The organism is Pseudonocardia sp. GCM10023141, from assembly GCF_042653605.1.
This window is the reverse complement of record NZ_JBHSIR010000080.1, coordinates 68,473-89,142: the sequence shown is the minus strand read 5'-3', so window position 1 is coordinate 89,142 and position 20,670 is coordinate 68,473. Positions and strand designations below refer to the sequence as shown.

Sequence of the window (20,670 nt, the reverse complement as noted above, 5' to 3'; positions counted from 1 at the left end):
GTGCGACGTCCGGCCGTGGCGCCGTGCCCGGAAGGACAACCTGTGGACAACGGGGAGCCGATGTGGACAACTCCCCCACGAACGAACGGCGCGTTCGTCCACCCGAAGTGGACGAACGCGCCGTTCGTGCGGTCAGAGCGGGATCAGGCCGCGACGGCAGCCCGCTTGCGAAGGCTCGCCGGGACGTCGAAACGCTCCCCGAACTTCTCCTTGAACTCATCGGCCCGCGCCACGAAGCCCGCCACCCCACCGGGGTAGCCCTCGATGTACTGCACGACGCCGCCGGTCCAGGCCGGGAAGCCGATGCCGAAGATCGAGCCGATGTTGGCGTCGGGGATCGACGTCAGCACGCCCTCGTCGAAGCACTTCTGCGTCTCGAGCGCCTCCACGAACAGCATGCGCTCCGACAGCTCGTGCAGGTCGACGTCGTGGTTGGTGGCGCCGAGCTGCTCGCGCAGCCCCGGCCACAGCCCCGTGCGCTTGCCGTCGGCGTAGTCGTAGAAACCCGAGCCGCTGCTCTTGCCCTTGCGTCCGAACTCGTCGACGAGCCGGTCGATCACGATCTCCGACGGGTGCGCCTCCCAGGTGCCGCCCGCCGACTCGACGGCCGCGCGCGTCTCCTTTCGGATCTTCTGCGGCAGCGTGAGCGTGAGCTCGTCCATCAGCTGCAGCACCGGGGCCGGGTAGCCGGCCTGCGACGACGCCTGCTCGATCGTCTGGGGGTCGATGCCCTCGGCGATCATCGCGACGCCCTCGTTGATGAAGGTGCCGATCACGCGGCTGGTGAAGAAGCCGCGGCTGTCGTTGACGACGATCGGGGTCTTCTTCATCCCGATGGTGACGTCGAACGCCTTGGCCAGCGTCTCGTCGGACGTCCGCTCCCCGCGGATGATCTCCACGAGTGGCATCTTGTCGACCGGCGAGAAGAAGTGCAGGCCGATGAAGTCGCCCGGACGGTCGACGCCCGCGGCCAGCTCCGTGATGGGCAGCGTGGAGGTGTTGGAGCACAGCAGGGCGTCGGGCTCGATGAACTTGGCGGCCTCGGCGAACACCTCCTGCTTGAGCGCGACCGACTCGAACACGGCCTCGATGACGATGTCGCAGCCCGCGAGGTCGTTGTAGTCGGCGGTGGGCGTGATGCGCTCGAGCAGCGCCTCACCCTTCTCCAGCGTGGTCTTGCCGCGCTTGACGCCCTTCGCGACCAGGCTCTCGGAGTACGCCTTGCCCTTCTCGGCCGCCTCCAGCGAGACGTCCTTGAGCACGACCTCCCAGCCCGACAGCGCGCAGGTGTAGGCGATGCCCGCACCCATCATCCCGGCGCCGAGCACGGCCACCTTGCGCGGCGTGTACTTCTCGAACCCGTCGGGCCGCGAGCCGCCGCCGTTGATGTGCTGCAGGTCGAAGAAGAATGCCTTGGTCATGTTCTTCGAGACCTGGCCGGTGACGAGCTCCGCGAAGTAGCGGCCCTCGATGCGCAGCGCGGTGTCGAAGTCGACCTGCGCGCCCTCGACGACGGCCGCGAGGATGTTGCGCGGGGCCGGCATCGGGGCGCCCTTGAGCTGCTTGCGCAGGTTGGCCGGGAACGCCGGCAGCATCGCGGCGAGCTTCGGGTTGGACGGGGCGCCACCGGGGATCTTGTAGCCCGGCTTGTCCCACGGCTGCGCCGCATCGGGGTTGGCCGCGATCCACGCCTTGGCCTTCTCGAGCATCTCCTCGGGCGTGGCGGCGAGCTCGTCGATGATGCCGAGCTCGAGCGCCTTGTCCGGCTTGTGGCGCTGGCCCTGGGCCAGCACGTTCATGAAGCCGTTCATGATCCCGAGCATGCGGGTGATACGGGTGACGCCGCCGCCGCCGGGCAGCAGGCCCAGCGTGACCTCGGGCAGCCCGTAGATCACGCCCCTGGCGTCGAGGCCGATGCGATGGTGGCAGGCGAGGCCGATCTCCAGGCCACCGCCGAGCGCCGTGCCGTTCATCGCCGCGACGACGGGCCTGCCCAGCTTCTCCAGCGTGCGCAGCTGGGCCTTGACCTCGGTGACGTTCTCGAACACCGTGCCGGCGTCGTCCGGCCCCGCCGAGGACAGCGCCTCGAGGTCACCACCGGCGAAGAACGTCTTCTTGGCCGACGTGATGATCACGCCGGTCAGCTCGTCCTTGGCCGCGACGAGCTCGGTGACGACCTGGCCCATCGCCTCCTTGTAGCGGTCGTTCATCGTGTTGGCGCTGCGGCCGGGATCGTCGAGTGTGACGATCGCGATGCCATCGGCACCGGACTCCCAGCGAACTGCCTTCTGCTCCGTCATGATCAGATCCGCTCCACGATCGTCGCGATGCCCATGCCGCCACCCACGCAGAGCGTGGCGAGGCCGTAGCGCAGGTCACGCCGTTCCAGTTCATCGATGAGGGTGCCGAGGATCATCGCCCCGGTGGCGCCCAGCGGGTGGCCCATGGCGATGGCGCCACCGTTGACGTTGGTCTGCTCGTGCGAGATGCCCATGTCCTTCATGTAGCGCATGGCGACGGCCGCGAAGGCCTCGTTGATCTCGAACAGGTCGATGTCCTCGACGGTGAGGCCGGCCTTGGCGAGCGCCTTGCGGCTGGCCGGGGCCGGGCCGGTGAGCATGATCGTGGGGTCGGCGCCCGACAGCGCGGTGGCGACGATGCGGGCGCGCGGGGTGAGGCCGTTGGCCTTGCCTGCGGCCTCGGTGCCGATCAGGCACAGCGACGCGCCGTCGACGATGCCCGAGGAGTTGCCCGCGTGGTGCACGTGGTCGATCTTCTCGACCCAGTGGTAGCGCTGCAGCGCCACGGCGTCGAAGCCGCCTGCCTCGCCCATCATCGCGAACGACGGCTGCAGGCCGGCGAGGCCCTCCAGGCTGGCGTTGGCGCGGATGAACTCGTCGTGGTCGAGCACGGTGAGCCCGTTGCGGTCCTTCACCGGCACGACCGACCGGGCGAAGTAGCCGTTGGCCTGCGCCTTGGCGGCGCGCGACTGCGACTCGACGGCGAACGTGTCGACGTCGGTGCGCGAGAAGCCCTCGAGGGTGGCGATGAGGTCGGCGCCGATGCCCTGCGGCACGAAACCGGTCTCGTAGCTGGTGTCGGGGTCCATCGCCCAGGCGCCACCGTCGGAGCCCATGGGCACGCGCGACATCACCTCGACGCCACCGGCGAGGACCATCTCCTCCATCCCGGAGCGGATCTTCAGCGCTGCGGTGTTCACGGCTTCGAGCCCGGAGGCGCAGAAGCGGTTGAGCTGGACACCGGCGACGGTGTCGGGCAGGCCGGCCGCGATGGCGGCGGTCTTCGCGATGTCACCGCCCTGGTCGCCGATCGGCGACACGACACCGAGCACGACGTCGTCGATGACGTTCGTGTCGAGCTCGGGGAAACGGTTGCGGATCTCGTCGATCAGGCCGACGACCAGCGACACCGGCTTGACCTCGTGCAGCGAACCGGAGGCCTTGCCCCGGCCGCGCGGCGTGCGGATGGCGTCGTAGACGTATGCCTCGGGGATCTCGGACATGCAGACCTCTCCTCAGGGGATGTACTGCCTTTGTTACAGCAGCACTGTCACATAGGTCAAGGTTACGCGTAGTCTCACCACCCATGGCGGCACCATCGCTACCCGATCAGGATCTGCTGACGATCGATCAGCTGGCCGAGCGCACCGGCATCACGATCCGCACCATCCGGTTCTACGCGGGCCGCGGCCTGTTGCCGCCACCGCAGCTGCGCGGGCGCACCGGGCTCTACGGGCCCGATCACCTCGCCCGGTTGGAGCTGGTCAGCGAGCTGTCGGCGCTGGGGTTCACCCTCGCCGCGATCGAGGCGCAGATGTCCCGGCTGCCCGCCACGGCGGGCGCGGAGGACCTCGCACTGCAACGCGCGCTGCTCACGCCGTGGGTGCCCGAGCAGATCGAGGAGCTCACCGTCGTCGAGCTGCAGCGCCGTGCCGGTCGACACCTCTCCGCCGCCGACCTCGACGCGCTGGAGAGCCTCGGCGTCATCGTCACCCTCGACGGCGGGCGCCTGCGGCTCAACGGCGTGGCCCTGCTGAGCGAGGGCCTCGCGGTGCTCGACTCGGGCCTGCCCGGCGACACCTGGCGGCTGGCTTCGGCGATCATCGAGAAGCACACCACCGCGCTCGCCGAGGAGCTGATGGCGATGTTCCAGCGCGAGGTGCTGCAGCCCTACCGCGACCGCGGCCGCCCGGCCACGGAGCGCACCAGCCTCGCCGCGGCACTGGCCCAGCTGAAGCCGATCACGGTGCGCGGCGTGGTCACCGCGTTCGGGCGGGCGGTCAACCGCACGATCAGGGAGCGGGTCGGATGAAGCCGGTGATCCACCCGTTCACCGTGCGCTACTTCGAGGTCGACGCGCAGGGTGTCGTGTTCAACGGCTGGTACCTGTCGTACTTCGACGAGGCGATGGCCACGTTCTTCGCCGAGCGCGGCCTGCCCTACCCGGAGCTGATCGCGTCCGGCTTCGACGTGCAGCTGGTCAACACCGAGATCGACTGGAAGGCCGGCATCGGCTGGCACGACACGGTCGAGGTGGCGGTCTCGACGGCCCGGATCGGGCGCACCAGCTTCGCGCTCGACTTCGAGATCCGCCGCAACGGCACCGAGGTGACGTGCTCGGCCCGCACCGTCTACGTGGTGATCGCCACCGACGGCTCCGGCAAGCGCGAGATCCCGCCGTCCGTCGCAGCGGTCCTGGGTGAGCCCGCGGCGTTGCGACCGACTCAGTCCAGCGCGTAGTCGAACGTGTAGGTGTGCTCGCCGTCGGCCGCGCGGGCGATCACCAGGCTGCCGGTGAGCCCGGACAGTTCACCGGTGCCGGAGTTCGGCACCACCGAGACGTCCATCGAGCCGCCCGCGGCCGAGCCGACCGCGGCGTGCATCAGCACGAACGTGCCCTTGCTGCCGTCGACCGCGGCGGTGACGCGCTCGATCGCGACGTAGGCCGCCGCGCCCTCCTGCGCGAACGCCTGCAGGATCTGCACCTCGCTGGTGCCCGTGATGCCGCCCTCGAAGACCTTGGCGCTGCTCACCCGCACCAGCTTCGCGCCTTCAGCGTCGTCGTAGACCTCCTCGTCCCAGCGGGGGAGGTCGAAGCGCCCTGTCGTCGTCGTCATGCGTCCATCGTCGCGATGCGGCGCGAGCCGGTATTGGACGAACGCGACAGCCTACTTGCGCGTGACGGCTATTTGCGCGTGACGGACGCGAGGTACTCGGCGATCCACCCGTCGGCGACGCGGCTGCTCCAGATCTCCGCGATCGACTCGTCCTCGTCGACGTAGCGATCGATCCGCTCGACGGCGTCGCGGCGCAACTGGGCCTTGGTGACGGCGAACGTGTCGGCCGGGATGTCGGTTGCGAGCGCGGCAGCCACGGCGACGGCCCGGGGCAGCAACTCGTCGGCCGCGACGATCTCGTCGACGAGCCCGAGGGTCCGGGCGTCGGCGACCGGATAGGTCTGGCCGCCGACGACGAGGCGCCGGGCCGTGACGTCACCGACCGCGAAGCGCACGATCTCCAGCGGCACCCGCGGGAACGGCACCCCCACCCGCGTCTCCGGCAACCCGACCCGGCCATTGCCGTCGGCCATGATCGTGGCGTCGGCGCAGGCGGCGAGCACGCAGCCGCCGGCGATCGCGTGCCCGTTGACGGCCGCCACCATCGGCTTGGGCAGCGCGAACATGGCCCGGAACGCCTGCGAGAGGGCCGGCAGGAACTCCTCGACGTAGGACGGGCCGCCGTCGACCAGCTTGCGCAGGTCGACACCTGCCGAAAAGGCCCGGCCGGTACCTGTGAGCACCACCGCACGAGCCGGATCGCCCGCCAGCGCCCGGAACTGCTCGGCGAGTGCCTGGCAGAGCTCGATGTCCAGGGCGCTCACAGCGCCGTGGTTCAACGTCAGCACCGCGACGTCGCCGTCGTTCACCCGCTCGATCACGAGATCTGAACCTACCGGCGCGCAGGTCACATGGCACGCTACGCAGCGAAGTCTGCTCAGAGCCGAGATGAGGGAAGTACCCATGCCACAACAGGTCCGCGGGGTCGTCGCCCACAGCAAGGGCAAGCCGGTGTCGCTCGAGACGATCACCATCCCGGACGTCGGGCCCGGTGAGGCCGTCGTAAAGGTACAGGCGTGCGGTGTGTGTCACACCGACCTGCACTACCGCGAAGGCGGGATCAACGACGAGTTCCCGTTCCTGCTCGGTCACGAGGCCGCCGGGATCGTCGAATCCGTCGGGGAGGGCGTGACCGACGTCGCACCCGGTGACTTCGTCATCCTCAACTGGCGCGCCGTCGACGGCACCTGCCGCGCCTGCCGTCGCGGTGAGCCCTGGTACTGCTTCTCCACCCACAACGCCACCCAGAAGATGACCCTCGAGTCGGGCCGGGAACTGTCCCCCGCACTGGGCATCGGGGCCTTCATCGAGAAGACCCTCGTCCACGCCGGCCAGTGCACCAAGGTCGACCCCGCCGCCAAGCCCGAGGTCGCAGGCCTGCTGGGCTGCGGCGTCATGGCCGGCATCGGTGCCGCCATGAACACCGGCAAGATCGGACGGGGCGACTCCATCGCCGTCATCGGCTGCGGTGGCGTCGGCAACGCCGCCATCGCCGGCGCCAAGCTCGCCGGCGCCACCACCATCATCGCCATCGACATCGACGACCGGAAGCTGGAGTGGGCCAAGGGCTTCGGCGCCACCCACACCATCAACTCCCGCCAGCAGGACCCCATCGAGGGCGTCCAGGCGCTCACCGGTGGCAACGGCGCCAACGTCGTCATCGACGCCGTCGGCCGGCCGGAGACCTTCAAGCAGGCCTTCTACGCCCGCGACCTCGCCGGCACCGCCGTGCTCGTCGGTGTCCCCACCCCCGATATGACCGTCGACCTGCCCCTGATCGACATCTTCGGCCGCGGCGGCTCCACCAAGTCCTCCTGGTACGGCGACTGCCTGCCCAGCCGCGACTTCCCCATGCTCATCGACCTGCACCTGCAGGGCCGGCTCCCGCTGGAGAAGTTCGTCAGCGAGACCATCGGCCTCGGCGATGTCGAAGAGGCCTTCCACCGCATGGAGCGCGGCGAGGTCCTGCGCTCGGTCGTGGTCCTGTGAGTGTCGACCACGTCGTCACGTCCGGCACGTTCTCCCTCGACGGGGGCACCTGGGACGTCGACAACAACGTGTGGCTCGTGGGTGACGAGCGCGAGGTGCTCGTCATCGACGCCGCACACGACGTGGAGAAGATCGCGGCGGCCGTCGGCGACCGGCGTGTCATCGCCGTCGTGTGCACCCACGCGCACGACGACCACGTCAACCAGGCGCCGGCGCTCGCCGACCGCTTCTCGGCCCCGATCCTGCTCAACCCGGCCGAGGCGCCGCTGTGGAAGATGACCCACCCCGACCGCAAGCCCGACGGTGAGCTCACCGACGGGCAGCGACTCGAGGCGGGCGGTGTGGCGCTGCAGGTGCTGACGACGCCGGGCCACTCGCCCGGCTCGTCGTGCCTCTACGCCGCCGACCTCGGCACGGTGTTCACGGGAGACACGCTGTTCCAGGGCGGGCCCGGGGCAACGGGTCGCTCGTTCTCCGACTTCCCGACGATCATCGACTCGATCCGGGGCCGGCTGCTCACGCTGCCGGGCGACACGGTGGTCCGGACGGGCCACGGCGGCTCGACGACCGTCGGAGCCGAGCTGCCGCAGCTGCAGGAATGGATCGAGCGGGGCCACTAGCGCACCCCGCCTTGCAGGAAAGCCACTTTGCCGCAACGTCGTTGCAGGAAAGTGGCTTTCCTGCAACGGGCCGCCCAAACCGATGTAGCACATAGGTGCTACCTTTTGCGGATGGATGAGCCCGAGAGCGTCGGCATCCGTGAGCTGCGCCAGCACGCCTCGCGCTACGTGGCCATGGCCAAGGCGGGCAAGCGGATCCCGGTCACCGATCGCGGCAAGCTCGTCGCCTACCTCGTGCCCGCGGAGGAGCCCGGCTCGGTGCTCGACCGGCTGGAGGCTGCGGGCCGGCTCCGCCGCGGTCGGGGGCGGCTCATGGATCACATGCCACCGCCGCCCGCACCCGCGGGGAGCCGGCCGCTGAGCGAGGTCCTGCAGGAGATGCGCGACGAGGAGCGCTGGTGATCTACCTCGACACGTCCGCGTTCCTCAAGGCGGTGTGGGCCGAACCCGAGTCCACGGCGCTGCTCCGCGCCATCGGCGATCAACCGACCGTCTCCAGCGCGCTCCTGGCCGTCGAGGCCCGGCGCAGCACGATCCGGGTCGACGCCACCCAACTCCCCCGCACCGACCTCCTGCTCGGCGAGGTCACCCAGGTCGATCTGACCGATGCGGTGCTGGAGTCCGCCGGCCGGTTGCCCGACCCACTGCTCCGCACGCTCGATGCCATCCACCTCGCCACCGCGCTCCTGCTCCGCGACGAGCTGGACGTGCTGCTCACCTACGACACGCGCCTCGCCGCCGCCGCGAAGAGCCACCGCATCCCGACAGCCGCCCCGGTCTGAGGCCGCGGTCCCCACCGCATCCGAGTTGCAGGAGCCCGTCATGGCCTGCGTGCCGCCATGAAAGGTGACAACCTGGTCGAGCGCGCAGTGGCTCATGATCGAACCGGAACCTGTGGGCGTTGATCACCCGACCGGCGCTCCGGGCTCTCGCGTTGCAACGGGATCACTCGCCGCTAGCGAGCCGACCGCCGCCCCCGCACCACCACCGTGCCCAGGCACAATCCCGCGGCCGTTGCGAAGGCGGCGCCGTAGCCGAAGGGGTCGGCCACCGCCCCCAACCCCACGGCTCCCAGGCCCGTGCCGGCGTCGTAGGCGGCGTTCCAGACGGCGCTGGCCGGGCCGTAGCGGCCGCTGCCGTACGCCGTGAACAGGCCCGTCATCGCATCGTTCTGCACCACGCCGAACCCGAGCCCGACCGCGACCGCCCCGACGACGAGCAGCACCCCGCCGCCGGCCGACCCGATCGCCAGCACCTCCGCCACCATCCCGGCCGCTGCCAGCAGCGCGCCGGGGCGCAGCAGCCGTCCGCCCCAGCCCAGCCGGTCCACCAGCTCACCGCCTGCGAGCCGCCCGACCATGGCCCCGCCCGCGGTGCCGAACAACGCGCCCGCCACGAGCGGGCCGGCGTCCGGGACCGCCAGTGGCAGGAACGTGATCAGGCCGCCCTGCGCGATCGAGCAGGCCAGCATGGCCACGACCGGTACCAGCGCGGCCGCGGACACCCGCGACGCGACGGATGCCCCGGCCACCGTCTCGACCGCCGCGGGCCGCTCCACCGGCCGGACGGCCGGCACGATCAGCGCCCCCACGACCGGCAGGATCCCGGCCGCCACGAACACCACGGTGAATCCCAGCCGGTCCACCAGCGCGACGCCCGCGGCCAGGAAGACCAGCTGCGGCAGCCCCGTCGCCAGCCCGTACGCCGCGACGCCGCGCCCCTGTTGCCGACGTGGCACCAGCTCGCCGACCAGTGCGCTCCCGGCCACCGTCGCCAGTCCGAATCCGATCCCCCGCAGCGCCGAGACGGCCAGCACCGGGCCCAGCTCTGCCGACAGCGCCAGCAGCGGGGTCGGTGCACCCAGCAGCAGCGCGCCCAGCCCCAGCACCCAGCGGTGCCCGATCCGCGCGAGCAGCCACGGCGTGGCGCCCTGCGTCGCGACGGTGACCAGCATCAACACACCGGTGGTTGCGCCGGCCCCGAGCGCGCCGGCACCACCCCGCGCCGCCCAGAGCGGCACGACGGCCAGCAGCATCGCGTACCCGCTGAACGCGAGCACCGACGCGCCCAGCATCAGCCGGAACGGCACGCCACCGAGCCCGGCGGCCGGGCGCGCCGTCCGGGTCACGGACGCCAGACCCGGCGATCGGTGACGATCGCCGTGACGAGGTCGGCCGGGGTCACGTCGAACGCCGGGTTCCAGGCCTCGCTGCCCACAGGTGCCATCCGCGTACCGGCGACCGTGAGCACCTCGGCCGCCGCCCGCTCCTCGATCTCGACGGCGCCGCCGTCGGGGGTCGCGAGGTCGACGGTGGTCTCCGGAGCCGCGACGAGGAACGGGATACCCCTGCGCGCCGCGGCGAGCGCAAGAGAATACGTCCCGATCTTGTTGACGACGTCGCCGTTGGCCGCGATGCGGTCGGCACCGACCACCACGGCGTCCACCAGGCCGCGCGCGATGATCGACGGGCCGGCGCCGTCGACGACGATGCGGTGCGGGATGCCCAGGTCCACCAGCTCGACGGCGGTGATGCGGGATCCCTGCAGCAGCGGCCGTGTCTCGTCGGCGACGACGAACTCGACGCGCCGCTGCTCGTGCAGCGAGCGCACCACCCCGAGCGCGGTGCCCCACTCGACGCACGCCAGCGCGCCGGCGTTGCAGTGCGTGTGCAGCCGCAACGGGCCGGGACCGCACAGCTCACCGAGCAGGTCGGCCCCGCGTGCGCCGATGGCCCGGCACGACGCCACGTCCTCGTCGCGCAGCGCGCACGCGGCAGCCAGCACCGCCGCGGCGCCCTGGGGCGCAACCGAGAGCGCCCGCCGCACCCCGACGGCCAGGTTCACCGCCGTCGGACGGGCGGCCGCGAGCCGCTTCGCCGTGGCGGCGAGCTCCGGCCCCTGCGCGGTGCGTGCGGCGAGAGCGACACCGAACGCGCCGGCCACCCCGAGCGCCGGGGCTCCCCGCACCGCGAGCCGCTGGATCGCGTCGATGAGCTCGTCGACCGATCCGACGGCGAGCATCCGCACGTCGGGCAGCGCGGTCTGGTCGAGCAGCGCGATCCGGTCGTCCACCCAGTCGATCGTCCGTGGCAGCACGGCATCGACAGTAGTGTCCAGGCGGTGTGGCCCGACGCCGAGTTCCCCGCGGATCCGTATCCCGGCGCCGTGCCGCCGGGGTCGTTCGTGCACGTCAGCGGCCACTCCTACCCGATGACGAGCGGCCCGTCCGGTTGGGTCGTCGGCGGGGGTTCACTCGACGCGTGGCTGTCCGGGCGGGGGGCGGCACCGGTCGCGGCCCGCGGCCCGGTGCTCACCTACGGCTCCAACCGCTGCCCTTCGAAGATCACCTGGCTGCGCAGCGAGCTCGGGCTGGGCGCCGACCCCGTCGTGGTGGTGCGGGTGCAGACCCGCGACCTCGCCGCGGTGTGGGCCGCCGGGCTGCGGACGCGCGACGGCCAGCGCCCCGCGGTGCTCGCACTCGCACCGGGCAGCACCGAGCGGCACGCCGTATGGCTGGCCACCGCCGAGCAGGTCACGGTCCTCGACCGCTGCGAGGGCCGCGGCGACCGCTACCGGCTGGCCCGGCTGCACTCGGGCTCCGTCCGCACCGAGGACGGCACCGTGATCGAGCGGCCGTGGTGCTACCTCGGGCACTCCGGGATCCGCCGCCCGCTGCTCGTCGACGGACAGCTCGTGCGCTGCACGGACGTGGCCCAGGCCGCCGCCCAGCACCTGGTCGGAGAGGCGGCGGCGGGCGACGGGCTCGACGCCGAGACCGTCGTCGGTGGCCCGCCGCCGTGGCCGCCAGACCCTGCAGGTTGCGCCGAACGGGTTTAGCTTCGATGCCAAACGATCCTGGGAGCGTCGAGGAATGGCCACTGAGCTGCGCAAAGAATCCCAACCGGACGAGCGCACCGTGCGCCGTGCGGTTGCCGGGGCCGCGATGGGGAACGCCGTCGAGTGGTTCGACTACGCGATCTACGGCTACCTCGCCGCCAGCATCGGCATCAACTTCTTCCCGGACGCCGACCCGGCCGCACGGCAGCTGTTCGTGTTCGCCGGCATCGCGATCCCGTTCATCCTGCGACCGCTCGGCGGCATCATCCTGGGCCCGCTGGGCGACCGGTTCGGCAGGCGCCGGGTGCTCGCCACCACCATCGTCATGATGTCGGTGGCGACGTTCTGCGTCGGGCTGATCCCGAGCTACGCCACGATCGGGGTGTTCGCCCCGATCCTGCTGCTGGTGGCACGGCTCGTGCAGGGCTTCTCCACCGGAGGCGAGTACGGCGGGGCCGCCACCTTCATCGCCGAGTACGCGCCGGACAAGCGGCGCGGGTTCTTCGGGGCGTTCCTCGAGTTCGGCACGCTGACCGGCACCGTGCTCGGCGCGGTGCTGGCCACGATCGTGCAGCTCGGCCTGTCCCCCGAGTCCCTCAACTCGTGGGGCTGGCGCATCCCGTTCCTCGTGGCGGGCCCGCTCGGCCTGATCGGGTTCTACCTGCGTTCGAAGCTGGAGGACACCCCGGCGTTCCGCACCGCCGAAGCGGCGGGTGAGACGTCGCAGGCCCCGTTCAAGGAGGTCATCCGCAACGTCTGGCCGCAGATCCTCAACCTGATCGGCTTCGTGATCATGTTGAACGTCGCCGTGTACACGCTGCTGACCTACCTGCCCACGTACCTGACTCAGGTGCTCCAGATCAGCGACACCGAGTCGCTGCTCCTGCTGATCGGCGTCATGCTCGTCATGCTCGTGGTGATCGCTCCCATCGGGGCGCTGTCGGATCGCATCGGCCGCAAGCCGCTGCTGCTCGGTGCCGCGATCGGCTTCGTCGTGCTGAGCTACCCGGCGATCCGCCTGATCGCCCTGCGCGACTGGCTCCCGGTGGCGCTCGGCATCGCGATCCTCGGCGGCCTGCTGGTCGTGATCCTGGGCACGATCGGCTCGGCGCTGCCCGCGATGTTCCCCACCCGCAACCGCTACGGCGGCTTCTCCATCGGCTACTCGACGTCGACGGCCGCGTTCGGCGGCACGGCACCGCTGATCATCTCAGCGCTGATCAGCGGCACCGGCAACACCGACATCCCGGCCTACTACCTGATGGCCGCGGCTGCCATCGCGATCGTGCCGATCATGCTCATGCCGGAGACCGCGCGGATCTCGATCTCCCACCCGACGCGGATCCCCGGAACGGACAAGGAGGCCGTGCCCGCCTGACCGCAGGGCTGATTTCGCCGTTCCGGCACGGCGATTTCGCCGTTCCGACACGGGGCCGTCGGCCGGCGCGCGTGACGATTCGGCGAGATCACCGTGCCGAGAGTGCGAAATCGGCGGCGATTGATCAACCGCGGCGGGCGCAGCTCATGCACCCGCCGCGGCGACGGTTTGGGACATCGGAACGCTGATGCGGTAGAGCCGGGCGGCGTTGCCACCCAGCACCGCGCACGCAGCAGCGGCATCGAACGTGGGGTACCGGCCCGCCACCTCGGCGGGGAAGCGGTAGCGGGCGAGCTCCCGCACGAGACGGGCCGGGCGCACCATCGGGTAGCCGCTGCCGAACAGCAGCCGCCTCGGACCGAACGCCTGCAGGAGCCTGCCGAACGCGTGCGCGAAGTCGAGCGAGCCCATCCAGGGCAGGATCTCGGTGAGCATCACGTACACGTTGGGCAGCCGGGCCAGCGGGCACAGCTGTTCGGTGGTCAGGCAGGCCGCACCGAGCACGAACCGGATGTCGGGCAGCCCGGCGGCGAGCTCGCGGAACTGGTCGGCGTCGAACCCGGGGGGCGCCACCCGCTCGGCGGCGCGCTCCCGGGCCGGCAGCGCCGATCCGGTGCGCAGCGGCTCGGCCCAGTCCGGCACGCGCGGCGGCCCCGCCGACATCGCGCTGGGCCGTGGCTGCTGCCGCCGCCACGGTGCGGGCCGCGCCGATGGGCCCACACCCATGTGCACGACGTCCGCACCGGACTCACCGGCCTGGGCCAGTGCGCGGCGCAGCCACGGGTCATTGAGGCGCATCCGGCCGACCGGTCGCCGCCGCTCGCAGAGCGTGATCCCGCGCAGGTCGAAACGCCGCACCTGCGGGACGAGGCCACGTGCCCCGGTGCGTCCGGCGCCGGGGTCGAGCTCGCCGCTCAGCACGAACCGGTCGGGCATCCAGCCGGCGATCTCGGCGTGCCACGCCAACGGGCTGAACCCGAGTACGAACAGGTCGTCGAGCACCACCGGCTGCAGAACAGCGCGATCGACGTGGCCCGCCTGGAACACGTCCCGCGTGAGGCTGTGCTCCGATACCCGTTCCACCTCGTGGCGTGGCACTCCGACCCCGTCGAGCTCGCGATGCCGGCGCAGGAGGTCCATCGCGTAGACCTCACCGTCCGGGATCGCCTGGTTGTGCGGGCTGGCGTCCCAGGCATGCACCTGGGCGTCGACCACGAGGACGCGCCGACCCCCGATGGTGTACACGCCGGCCTCCTCTCGTCGTCCGAACGTTGCGATCAGCTGGTGGCACTTCGGGGTACGCCGAACAACCCGGTCCACGACACGCGCGGCCCGAGCTGTCCGGCACCCCTCGACGCGGCGATCTAGCCGATCTGCGGGCCGAGCCCCATCGACTGGGGCGTGCTCGAGTCAGGCGACGGCTGCGGGATGCCGTCGTCGAGCGGCCCGAACTCGGTCATCAGCGACTTGTTCCACGGGGTCTGCTCCTCGGCCACCAGCGAGTTGGTGGTGAGGATCAGGCCGGCGACCGAGGCGCCGTTCTGCAGGGCAGAGCGGACCACGCGCAGCGGGTCGATGATGCCCATCTCGATCATGTTGCCGTAGCGGCCCTCGAGGGCGTCGAAGCCGTCGTCGATACCGAGGTCGCTGACCTGCTTGACGACGTCGACGCCGTCGTAGCCGGCGTTGGAGGCGATGAGGTGCACCGGCTCGGTGAGCGCCCGCCGGACGATCTCGACGCCGATCTCGTAGTCGCCCGAGACCTCGAGCTTGTCGAGCGCGGCCTCGGAGTGCAGGAGCGCAGCGCCACCGCCTGCGACGATGCCCTCCGCCATGGCCGCACGCGTGGCCTGCAGGGAGTCGTCGACGCGGTGCCGGATCTCCTTGAGCTCGGCGTTGGTGGGCGCGCCGACCGAGATGATCGCGGCCTTGCCCGACAGCCGCGCGATGCGGTCGTTGAGCCAGTCCTCGTCGGTGCCGATGCTGGCGCGGTGCATCTCCGCACGCAGCTGGCTGAGCCGGACCTCGACGGCGTCGGCGGCGCCGGCACCACCGATGATCGCGGTGTGCTCGTTGGTGGCGCGGACCTGCTGGGCGCGGCCGAGGTGCTCGAGGGTGATCTGGTCGAGCGAGAACGACGACGCCTTGCTGTGCACCTTGCCGCCGGTCAGTGCGGCGATGTCCTCCAGCATGTGCACGCGCTTCTCACCGAAGCCGGGTGCCTGGATGGCCGTGACCTTCAGGTGCCCGTTGACGTGGTTGTGCACGAGCATCTGCAGTGCAGAGCCCTCGACCTTCTCGGCGATGATCACCAGCGGCCGGGGGTCACGCATGACCCGCTCGAGCATCGGCATCAGCGACCGGACGTCGGTGATCTTCTCCGCCGACAGCAGGATGTAGCAGTCGTCGAGGATCGCCATCATCGAACCGGGGTCGGTGACGAGGTAGGGCGAGACGTACCCGTTGTCGAACTCGAAGTCCTCGACGAAGTTGACCGAGAGGCCCAGCACGGGGCCGTCGTCGACGGAGATCACGCCGTCGTCGCCGACGGTGTGCAGCGTCCGGGCCACGACCGAACCGATCGACTCGTCGTCGTTGGCGGAGATGGCGGCCACGCGGGAGAGCTGCTCGAGGTTGTCGACCGGGTGCGCCACCGTGGACAGGTGCTCCACGATCGCAGCGACCGCGACGTCGATCCCGCGCTTGACGAGCACCGGGTTACCACCCGAGGTGATCGCCTTCATGCCCTCGCGGACGATGGCCTGCGCCATGACCGTGGCCGTGGTGGTGCCGTCACCGACGATGTCGTTGGTCTTGATCGCCGCTTCCTTGAGGATCTGAGCACCCATGTTCTCGAACGGGTCCTTCAGATAGATCTCACGGGCGATGGTCACACCGTCGTTCGTGACCTCAGGGGTACCGGTGATCTTCTCCAGGATGACGTTGCGGCCCTTCGGCCCCAGCGTGGACTTGACGGCTTCGGCCAGCTGGTCGACTCCCGCCTTCAGTAGATCGCGGGCTTCCTGTCCGAACTTCAGTTCCTTGGCCACGTGGCCCTCCCGGAAATAGAGATCTCAACAACTGCGCGGGGTAATTGAGAATCGTGCTGAAAGCGGCCCGGGTCGCGGTCCGCGCCGGAATGCGCGGACTGCGACCCGGGGATGGTGTGGAAAGGTTCCGCCAGTTAGGCCGAAACCTCGGGCGGAAGCATGTCGCCGATGAACTCAGCGGCTTCCTCGAGGTTTCCGAACATGACCGTGCGGTCATCCATGTGGATCATCTTGCCGTAGTGCGTGGACATGTTCTCCTCGAACTCGGAGGCGTCGTAGAAGCCCTCCTCCTCGCCGAGTGCTTCCGAGATCTCGTCGTAGACGAAATCCATCCGGCCCACGCAGTCCACACGGATCATGGACGGCAGGTGGGTGATGGTGACGTTGTCCTGACGATCCATCACCTCCGCCACGATGACGCCGACCTGGTTGTTCATCAGGGTGACGCCGGCCATGTTGGAAGCCGTGTTGTTGACCTTGAACGGGCTTTCACTGGTCTTGAAACTGGTCACTGCGACAGCTCCTTCGGGGGCTCCAGTCCGAGTTCGGTCACGATGCCGGCGAACCGGCTCTTGGCCCGGTCGAGGGCGTCCTCGAAACGAGGGGGCTTGTGGTCAGCCTGCGACCACAGGGGCTGCATGGCGCGGGCCGCCTCCAGGCACAGGGGCACCCACTTGGAGAGCCAGCCCTGCATGAGCTCCTTGTTGTGCGCCGCGAACTCCTTGTCGGAAGTCAGCGGAGCGAAGCACACCTGGGTCCAGCGCAGGTCACGCTGGGAGTAGTCGTACTCGCCGGCGCCGATGACCGTCGGCGTCACGAAGTCGCCGTGGCTGGCAGCGGCCTGCTGCACGAGGTTCGAACGGAACAGCTCACCGAGCAGCGGCTCGAACACGACGTTCGTGGCGAAGATCGACTCGCCCCAGTCGTTGTCGATGGCCGTGAGAGCCTCGGTGACCTTGCGGACGCCCTGCCACTCGGCGTCGTTGTTCCAGGCGTCGATGTGCGCGGCGCCGTCGAAGCCCTCGATCTCCTCGGACAGCGTGAGGTTGTACATCGCGAGGTCCTGCGCGAAGCGGATCTTGTGCATGCTGTTCACGACCATGGCCGTGTTGTGCATGTTCGTCGGACCCGAACGGTTACAGGCAGCGAAGACGTACAGACCGAGGATGTGCTCGATGTGCATCCACGCGCCGACGTTGCGCTCGACGAAGGTCTTCCAGTTGGGAGCCCAGTTGTCGAACGCCTTGGCCTGCCGGGCGTTCTCGATGTTCTGGGTGGTCTGGCGGACGACGTTCGCGTTGTAGCGATAGAACGTCATCTCCCATTCCTCGTTGGGATCCCGGAACTCGTGCCAGCCGTGGGCGGGCCAGTCCACGACGTGGTTGCTGCCGGAGCCGGGGCCGTTCTCCGGCTCTGGCTTGTCGACACCCCACGCCTTGAGCTTCGTCCACGTCAACGGGTAGCCGCGCGAGCCGTCGGCGAAGCCGTAGATCCAACCCTGCGACAGGTAGTGGCGGGGATCCGGCTGGACGTCGACCGTGACGTCCTCGTAGTGGGTCTGCTTCCGCTTCGCCGGCGTGTAGTAGTTGTACCGGCGGGCGGAGGCGCTGGAGTCGGGGAACTCCTGCGCACCCGCTTCCGCATCCGTGAAGGTTGGCTTCGGAACGCTGCGTTCCGGGCGTTGCGTGGTCGTCATTGGCCGTCCTCGCCTCCTTGTTCACCAGTGGTGGTGAACTTGTCGTAGAAGATGTACTGCTCGGGAACTCCTAGCGCCGTGAGCAGCGGAATCGCCGCGTCCACCATCGGCGGCGGTCCACAGACATAGGCTTCCCGCCCGCTCAGGTCGGGTTCGCACCGCTGGACGACGTCGGTGATCAGCCCGACCTCACCGTCCCATTCGTCGCCCTCGGCAGGCTCGGAGAGCGCCGGGACGTATCGGAAGCCGGGGAGGAGTTCCTCCAGCTCCCGAAGCTCCTTCTCGAAGCACAGGTCCCGCTGCTGCCGGGCCCCGTAGTAGAAGACGGACTGGCGCTCCACCCCGCGCTCAGCCATCGAACGAAGCAGTCCCAGCACCGGAGCGAGCCCGGCCCCACCGCCGACGAAGATCAGCGGTGCGGACCTGCTCTCCCGGAGCGTGAACGTGCCGAACGGCCCCTCGACATCGAGCCGATCGCCGATCTGGACCTTGCTGGCGAGGAACTCCGAGAACAAGCCATCGGGGTAGACCTTGATGACGAACTCGAAGTGCCCTTCCCGGCCCGGAGTGTTGGCCATGGAGAACGAGCGGCTCTCCTCCGTGTCGGGCACCATGATGTCCATGTACTGACCGGGGAAGAACTTGATCTCCGCCGGCTCGACCAGTTTCAACACCAGATGACGCATGTCATGCGTCACCGACTCATTGGACACAACCTCTGCCACACCCTTTTTCAAGGGCAACCCGGACCTGATGATCTCCTCGTCGTAATTGAGGAGTTCGATCACCAGGTCGCCGTAGGCGTGAGCCCGGCAGAGAAGTGTCTGGCCCTCCTCCTTCTCCTGGTCAGGGAGAGCGAAGGTGGAGTACCGATCGAGATCGATGTCGTCGAGATCGCCTTCGAGGACGAACGATTTACAGGCCGCACACTGGCCTTCCTTACAACCGTGCATGAGCTGAACGCCCTGCTCGGCTGCCGCACGAAGAATGTTCTGATCCTCGTCGACTTCGATTTCGATGCCGACCGGCTCGAACCGTACGGTGTGCTTCTCACCCATTATTGTTCCTTCACCGGTCGACCTGTGTGCAGTGCTGAGTCCGGCCTGGCAGGGGGAGGAACCGACGATGGAGTCGCCGGCCCTCCCCCCTCACCTGACCCGCGCTCAGGCGCTGGGTGCCGGTCGTCCTGCAGGGCCCTGACGGATGTAATCAGCGTGGAACGCGGCCTTACCGGCAGCGTCCATCTCGTTGATCAACACGTTGGGGCTGCCCAGCGGGGGACAACGCCGCATGTGGTCCAGCGTCCACATCTTCTTGGGGTCCAAGTCGAGGTGGGGCTGTGCCGTCATCGTCTTGCCGTCGTCGCGGACAAAGCCCATGTCCGAGACCACGTCGGCCCAGTTCCAGCCGTGGTACAGCGTCTCCCACTCACGGTGCCCGACCAGCTTGCCCATGTTCGGGGTCTCGCGACCCTGGTACGTGGGCCGGAAGGCCTCGACATCGGTCCAGCGGCAGACCTCGTGGCAGTACGTGCGCGTCACGCCGTCGATGTCGGCCATGACCATGTCCTCACGGACCAGACACGGGACCATGCAGGTCCAGCAGCGGGCCGGGTAGACGTAGTCGACGTCTTCGAAGACGATCGGGTTGTGCCCGTTCGGCACGGCGAGGCGGTTGTAGTTCTCCCACCATGCGCCGTACTTGTCGTACCAGCCCGGGTACTTGTACTCGAACCACTCGAAGTCCGTGTCGGTCATCGCGTCGATGCGCCAGTAGTTGGCGAGCCAACCGGTGGCGAAGAACTGCGCGACCTCGTGGACGTAGCCCTTCTCCCAGATCTGCTTCCACGACTCTTCGATCAAGTCGTGCGGGATGACAAGGCCGTACTTCTCGAGCGGGACCAGGTACGAGCGGTAGTAGTCGTCGTAGATCCAACGGCGCCACATCTCGGCGTAGGACTCGCGGTCCTTACGACGGTCCTTGGTGCCGTACTCGATGAAGGTGCCGATCGCGGCGTCCACGACACGGTGGTTGTTCCACCATGCGTAGCGGAGGTCGCGCTCGAGCAGCTGACGGTTGTCCTCATCGGACAGCGCCATCAGCAGGGTCGCGTAGCCGTTGGAGATGTGACGCGACTCGTCGGACTGGACCGAGTGGAACACCGTGGGCAGCAGGTAGTCACCGTTCGCCGCAGCCTCGGCCGGCATGGCCACGAACAGCGTGTTCGTGAATGCCGTCTCGGCGACGATCGTCAGGTAGATGCTGGCCGCGGTGATGGCGTCACCGGTGATGAACCCCTCAGCGAACTGACGGCCGATGGTGCCGCAGTAGTCGCTGTGGAAGTTCCGCAGGCTGTTGTTGAAGCCTGCCGGGTCGATGTAGTTGTTCATGTACAGGCGCTTGAGGTTCTGCTGGATCGTCGAGTGGCGAACCTCGTCGATCATCTGAATCGCCTGGCCGTTGTGCAGCTCCGGGTTGGGCACAACGTGGAACAGCATCGGCATCGACCGTGCAGCGGACACCTCAGGCAACGGAATGATCGACAGGAACAGCTTCTGCCACTCCAGCCAACGCTCCTGGACCTGGCGGAACATGTTTCCGCGGATCGCTCCGTCGGACGCGCCGTAGACGCGGTGGTCCTTCTCTTCCTGCATCGGGAAGTAGGACCGAAGAACCTGCTTGAGCGGGTCCTTCTTAGCCGCCTTACGGAACGTGTAGTCGGTGCCGTACTTCATGTACGGCTCGTGGTACTGCGGCTCCCAGGAAAGCTCTTGAATCTTCTGGTGAGCCTTAGCCAGACTCTGCCGACTCACGGCGTCTCCTCACATGGTGGTGGGCCGGGGCTCGTTCTGCGCGACGCGGACGCGCATCACAGTTCCCGTGGTCTGCCCCCATCCGCGATGCCGGGGTGTGACGCGGGTGGCTCCGGCTGCGAAGGTGGACCCGAGGCGATGACCGGGTCG

At 69.2% G+C, this 20,670-nt stretch carries 20 protein-coding genes; 8 read left to right on the top strand and 12 right to left on the bottom strand.

Annotation, left to right across the window (positions count from 1 at the left end; all coding sequences use genetic code 11):
- Positions 1-143 precede the first annotated feature (143 nt).
- Both ACFPFQ_RS43905 and ACFPFQ_RS43900 read right to left on the bottom strand, forming a co-directional pair.
- Positions 144-2,300, bottom strand: a complete 2,157-nt coding sequence (locus ACFPFQ_RS43905; RefSeq protein WP_379629209.1) for a 3-hydroxyacyl-CoA dehydrogenase NAD-binding domain-containing protein — start codon at positions 2,298-2,300, stop codon at positions 144-146.
- A gap of 2 nt (positions 2,301-2,302) precedes the next feature.
- Positions 2,303-3,523, bottom strand: coding sequence for an acetyl-CoA C-acetyltransferase (locus tag ACFPFQ_RS43900; RefSeq protein ID WP_379629208.1), 1,221 nt, complete (start codon positions 3,521-3,523; stop codon positions 2,303-2,305).
- A gap of 83 nt (positions 3,524-3,606) precedes the next feature.
- Here ACFPFQ_RS43900 and ACFPFQ_RS43895 point away from each other — a divergent pair, with 83 nt between their 5' ends.
- Entirely contained in the window at positions 3,607-4,332 is a 726-nt protein-coding gene (locus ACFPFQ_RS43895; protein WP_379629207.1) for a MerR family transcriptional regulator, read from the top strand.
- Positions 4,329-4,760: an acyl-CoA thioesterase gene (locus tag ACFPFQ_RS43890; RefSeq protein WP_379629206.1), complete on the top strand. Its 432-nt coding sequence runs from the start codon at positions 4,329-4,331 to the stop codon at positions 4,758-4,760. Before ACFPFQ_RS43895 ends, ACFPFQ_RS43890 begins: the two co-directional genes overlap by 4 nt.
- Here the strand turns inward: ACFPFQ_RS43890 and ACFPFQ_RS43885 are convergent.
- Positions 4,745-5,137, bottom strand: coding sequence for a DUF3224 domain-containing protein (locus ACFPFQ_RS43885; RefSeq protein WP_379629205.1), 393 nt, complete (start codon positions 5,135-5,137; stop codon positions 4,745-4,747). The two genes, ACFPFQ_RS43890 and ACFPFQ_RS43885, sit on opposite strands and share 16 nt — an antisense overlap.
- Positions 5,138-5,205: 68 nt before the next feature.
- Positions 5,206-5,958, bottom strand: coding sequence for an enoyl-CoA hydratase/isomerase family protein (locus ACFPFQ_RS43880; protein WP_379629204.1), 753 nt, complete (start codon positions 5,956-5,958; stop codon positions 5,206-5,208).
- 82 nt (positions 5,959-6,040) lie between these two features.
- Here ACFPFQ_RS43880 and ACFPFQ_RS43875 point away from each other — a divergent pair, with 82 nt between their 5' ends.
- From ACFPFQ_RS43875 to ACFPFQ_RS43860, 4 genes are all read left to right on the top strand, one after another.
- On the top strand, positions 6,041-7,126 hold the full coding sequence (locus tag ACFPFQ_RS43875; protein ID WP_379629203.1) for an S-(hydroxymethyl)mycothiol dehydrogenase: 1,086 nt from the start codon (positions 6,041-6,043) through the stop codon (positions 7,124-7,126).
- Entirely contained in the window at positions 7,123-7,746 is a 624-nt protein-coding gene (locus ACFPFQ_RS43870) for an MBL fold metallo-hydrolase (RefSeq protein WP_379629202.1), read from the top strand. The genes ACFPFQ_RS43875 and ACFPFQ_RS43870 overlap by 4 nt, the downstream gene beginning before the upstream one ends.
- A gap of 111 nt (positions 7,747-7,857) precedes the next feature.
- The gene (locus ACFPFQ_RS43865; protein ID WP_379629201.1) at positions 7,858-8,148 is read left to right on the top strand and encodes a type II toxin-antitoxin system Phd/YefM family antitoxin; all 291 of its coding nucleotides are present in this window, start codon (positions 7,858-7,860) and stop codon (positions 8,146-8,148) included.
- On the top strand, positions 8,145-8,528 hold the full coding sequence (locus ACFPFQ_RS43860) for a type II toxin-antitoxin system VapC family toxin (RefSeq protein WP_379629200.1): 384 nt from the start codon (positions 8,145-8,147) through the stop codon (positions 8,526-8,528). The genes ACFPFQ_RS43865 and ACFPFQ_RS43860 overlap by 4 nt, the downstream gene beginning before the upstream one ends.
- 173 nt (positions 8,529-8,701) lie before the next feature.
- Here the strand turns inward: ACFPFQ_RS43860 and ACFPFQ_RS43855 are convergent, their stop codons facing one another.
- Together ACFPFQ_RS43855 and mtnA are read right to left on the bottom strand one after the other, a co-directional pair.
- Complete coding sequence (locus ACFPFQ_RS43855; protein WP_379629199.1) at positions 8,702-9,874, bottom strand: MFS transporter; 1,173 nt, start codon at positions 9,872-9,874, stop codon at positions 8,702-8,704.
- A complete protein-coding gene (mtnA, locus tag ACFPFQ_RS43850) occupies positions 9,871-10,839 on the bottom strand; it encodes an S-methyl-5-thioribose-1-phosphate isomerase (RefSeq protein ID WP_379629297.1) in 969 nt (322 codons plus the stop codon). The genes ACFPFQ_RS43855 and mtnA overlap by 4 nt, the downstream gene beginning before the upstream one ends.
- A 27-nt stretch (positions 10,840-10,866) precedes the next feature.
- Between mtnA and ACFPFQ_RS43845 the strand changes: the two genes are divergently transcribed.
- Together ACFPFQ_RS43845 and ACFPFQ_RS43840 are read left to right on the top strand one after the other, a co-directional pair.
- Positions 10,867-11,583, top strand: a complete 717-nt coding sequence (locus ACFPFQ_RS43845; RefSeq protein WP_379629198.1) for a gamma-glutamylcyclotransferase — start codon at positions 10,867-10,869, stop codon at positions 11,581-11,583.
- 34 nt (positions 11,584-11,617) lie between these two features.
- Positions 11,618-12,961: an MFS transporter gene (locus ACFPFQ_RS43840; protein ID WP_379629197.1), complete on the top strand. Its 1,344-nt coding sequence runs from the start codon at positions 11,618-11,620 to the stop codon at positions 12,959-12,961.
- A 144-nt stretch (positions 12,962-13,105) separates the two neighbouring features.
- Here the strand turns inward: ACFPFQ_RS43840 and ACFPFQ_RS43835 are convergent, their stop codons facing one another.
- From ACFPFQ_RS43835 to ACFPFQ_RS43810, 6 genes are all read right to left on the bottom strand, one after another.
- Positions 13,106-14,206, bottom strand: a complete 1,101-nt coding sequence (locus ACFPFQ_RS43835; RefSeq protein ID WP_379629196.1) for an amidohydrolase family protein — start codon at positions 14,204-14,206, stop codon at positions 13,106-13,108.
- 119 nt (positions 14,207-14,325) lie between these two features.
- A complete protein-coding gene (gene groL / locus ACFPFQ_RS43830; protein ID WP_379629195.1) occupies positions 14,326-16,011 on the bottom strand; it encodes a chaperonin GroEL in 1,686 nt (561 codons plus the stop codon).
- A 134-nt stretch (positions 16,012-16,145) separates the two neighbouring features.
- A complete protein-coding gene (gene mimD / locus ACFPFQ_RS43825; protein WP_379629194.1) occupies positions 16,146-16,523 on the bottom strand; it encodes a propane 2-monooxygenase effector subunit MimD in 378 nt (125 codons plus the stop codon).
- On the bottom strand, positions 16,520-17,707 hold the full coding sequence (locus ACFPFQ_RS43820; RefSeq protein WP_379629193.1) for an aromatic/alkene monooxygenase hydroxylase subunit beta: 1,188 nt from the start codon (positions 17,705-17,707) through the stop codon (positions 16,520-16,522). Before ACFPFQ_RS43820 ends, mimD begins: the two co-directional genes overlap by 4 nt.
- On the bottom strand, positions 17,704-18,765 hold the full coding sequence (locus tag ACFPFQ_RS43815; RefSeq protein WP_379629192.1) for an FAD-binding oxidoreductase: 1,062 nt from the start codon (positions 18,763-18,765) through the stop codon (positions 17,704-17,706). The genes ACFPFQ_RS43820 and ACFPFQ_RS43815 overlap by 4 nt, the downstream gene beginning before the upstream one ends.
- 105 nt (positions 18,766-18,870) lie before the next feature.
- Positions 18,871-20,505, bottom strand: a complete 1,635-nt coding sequence (locus tag ACFPFQ_RS43810; RefSeq protein WP_379629296.1) for a methane monooxygenase — start codon at positions 20,503-20,505, stop codon at positions 18,871-18,873.
- Positions 20,506-20,670: the final 165 nt, after the last annotated feature.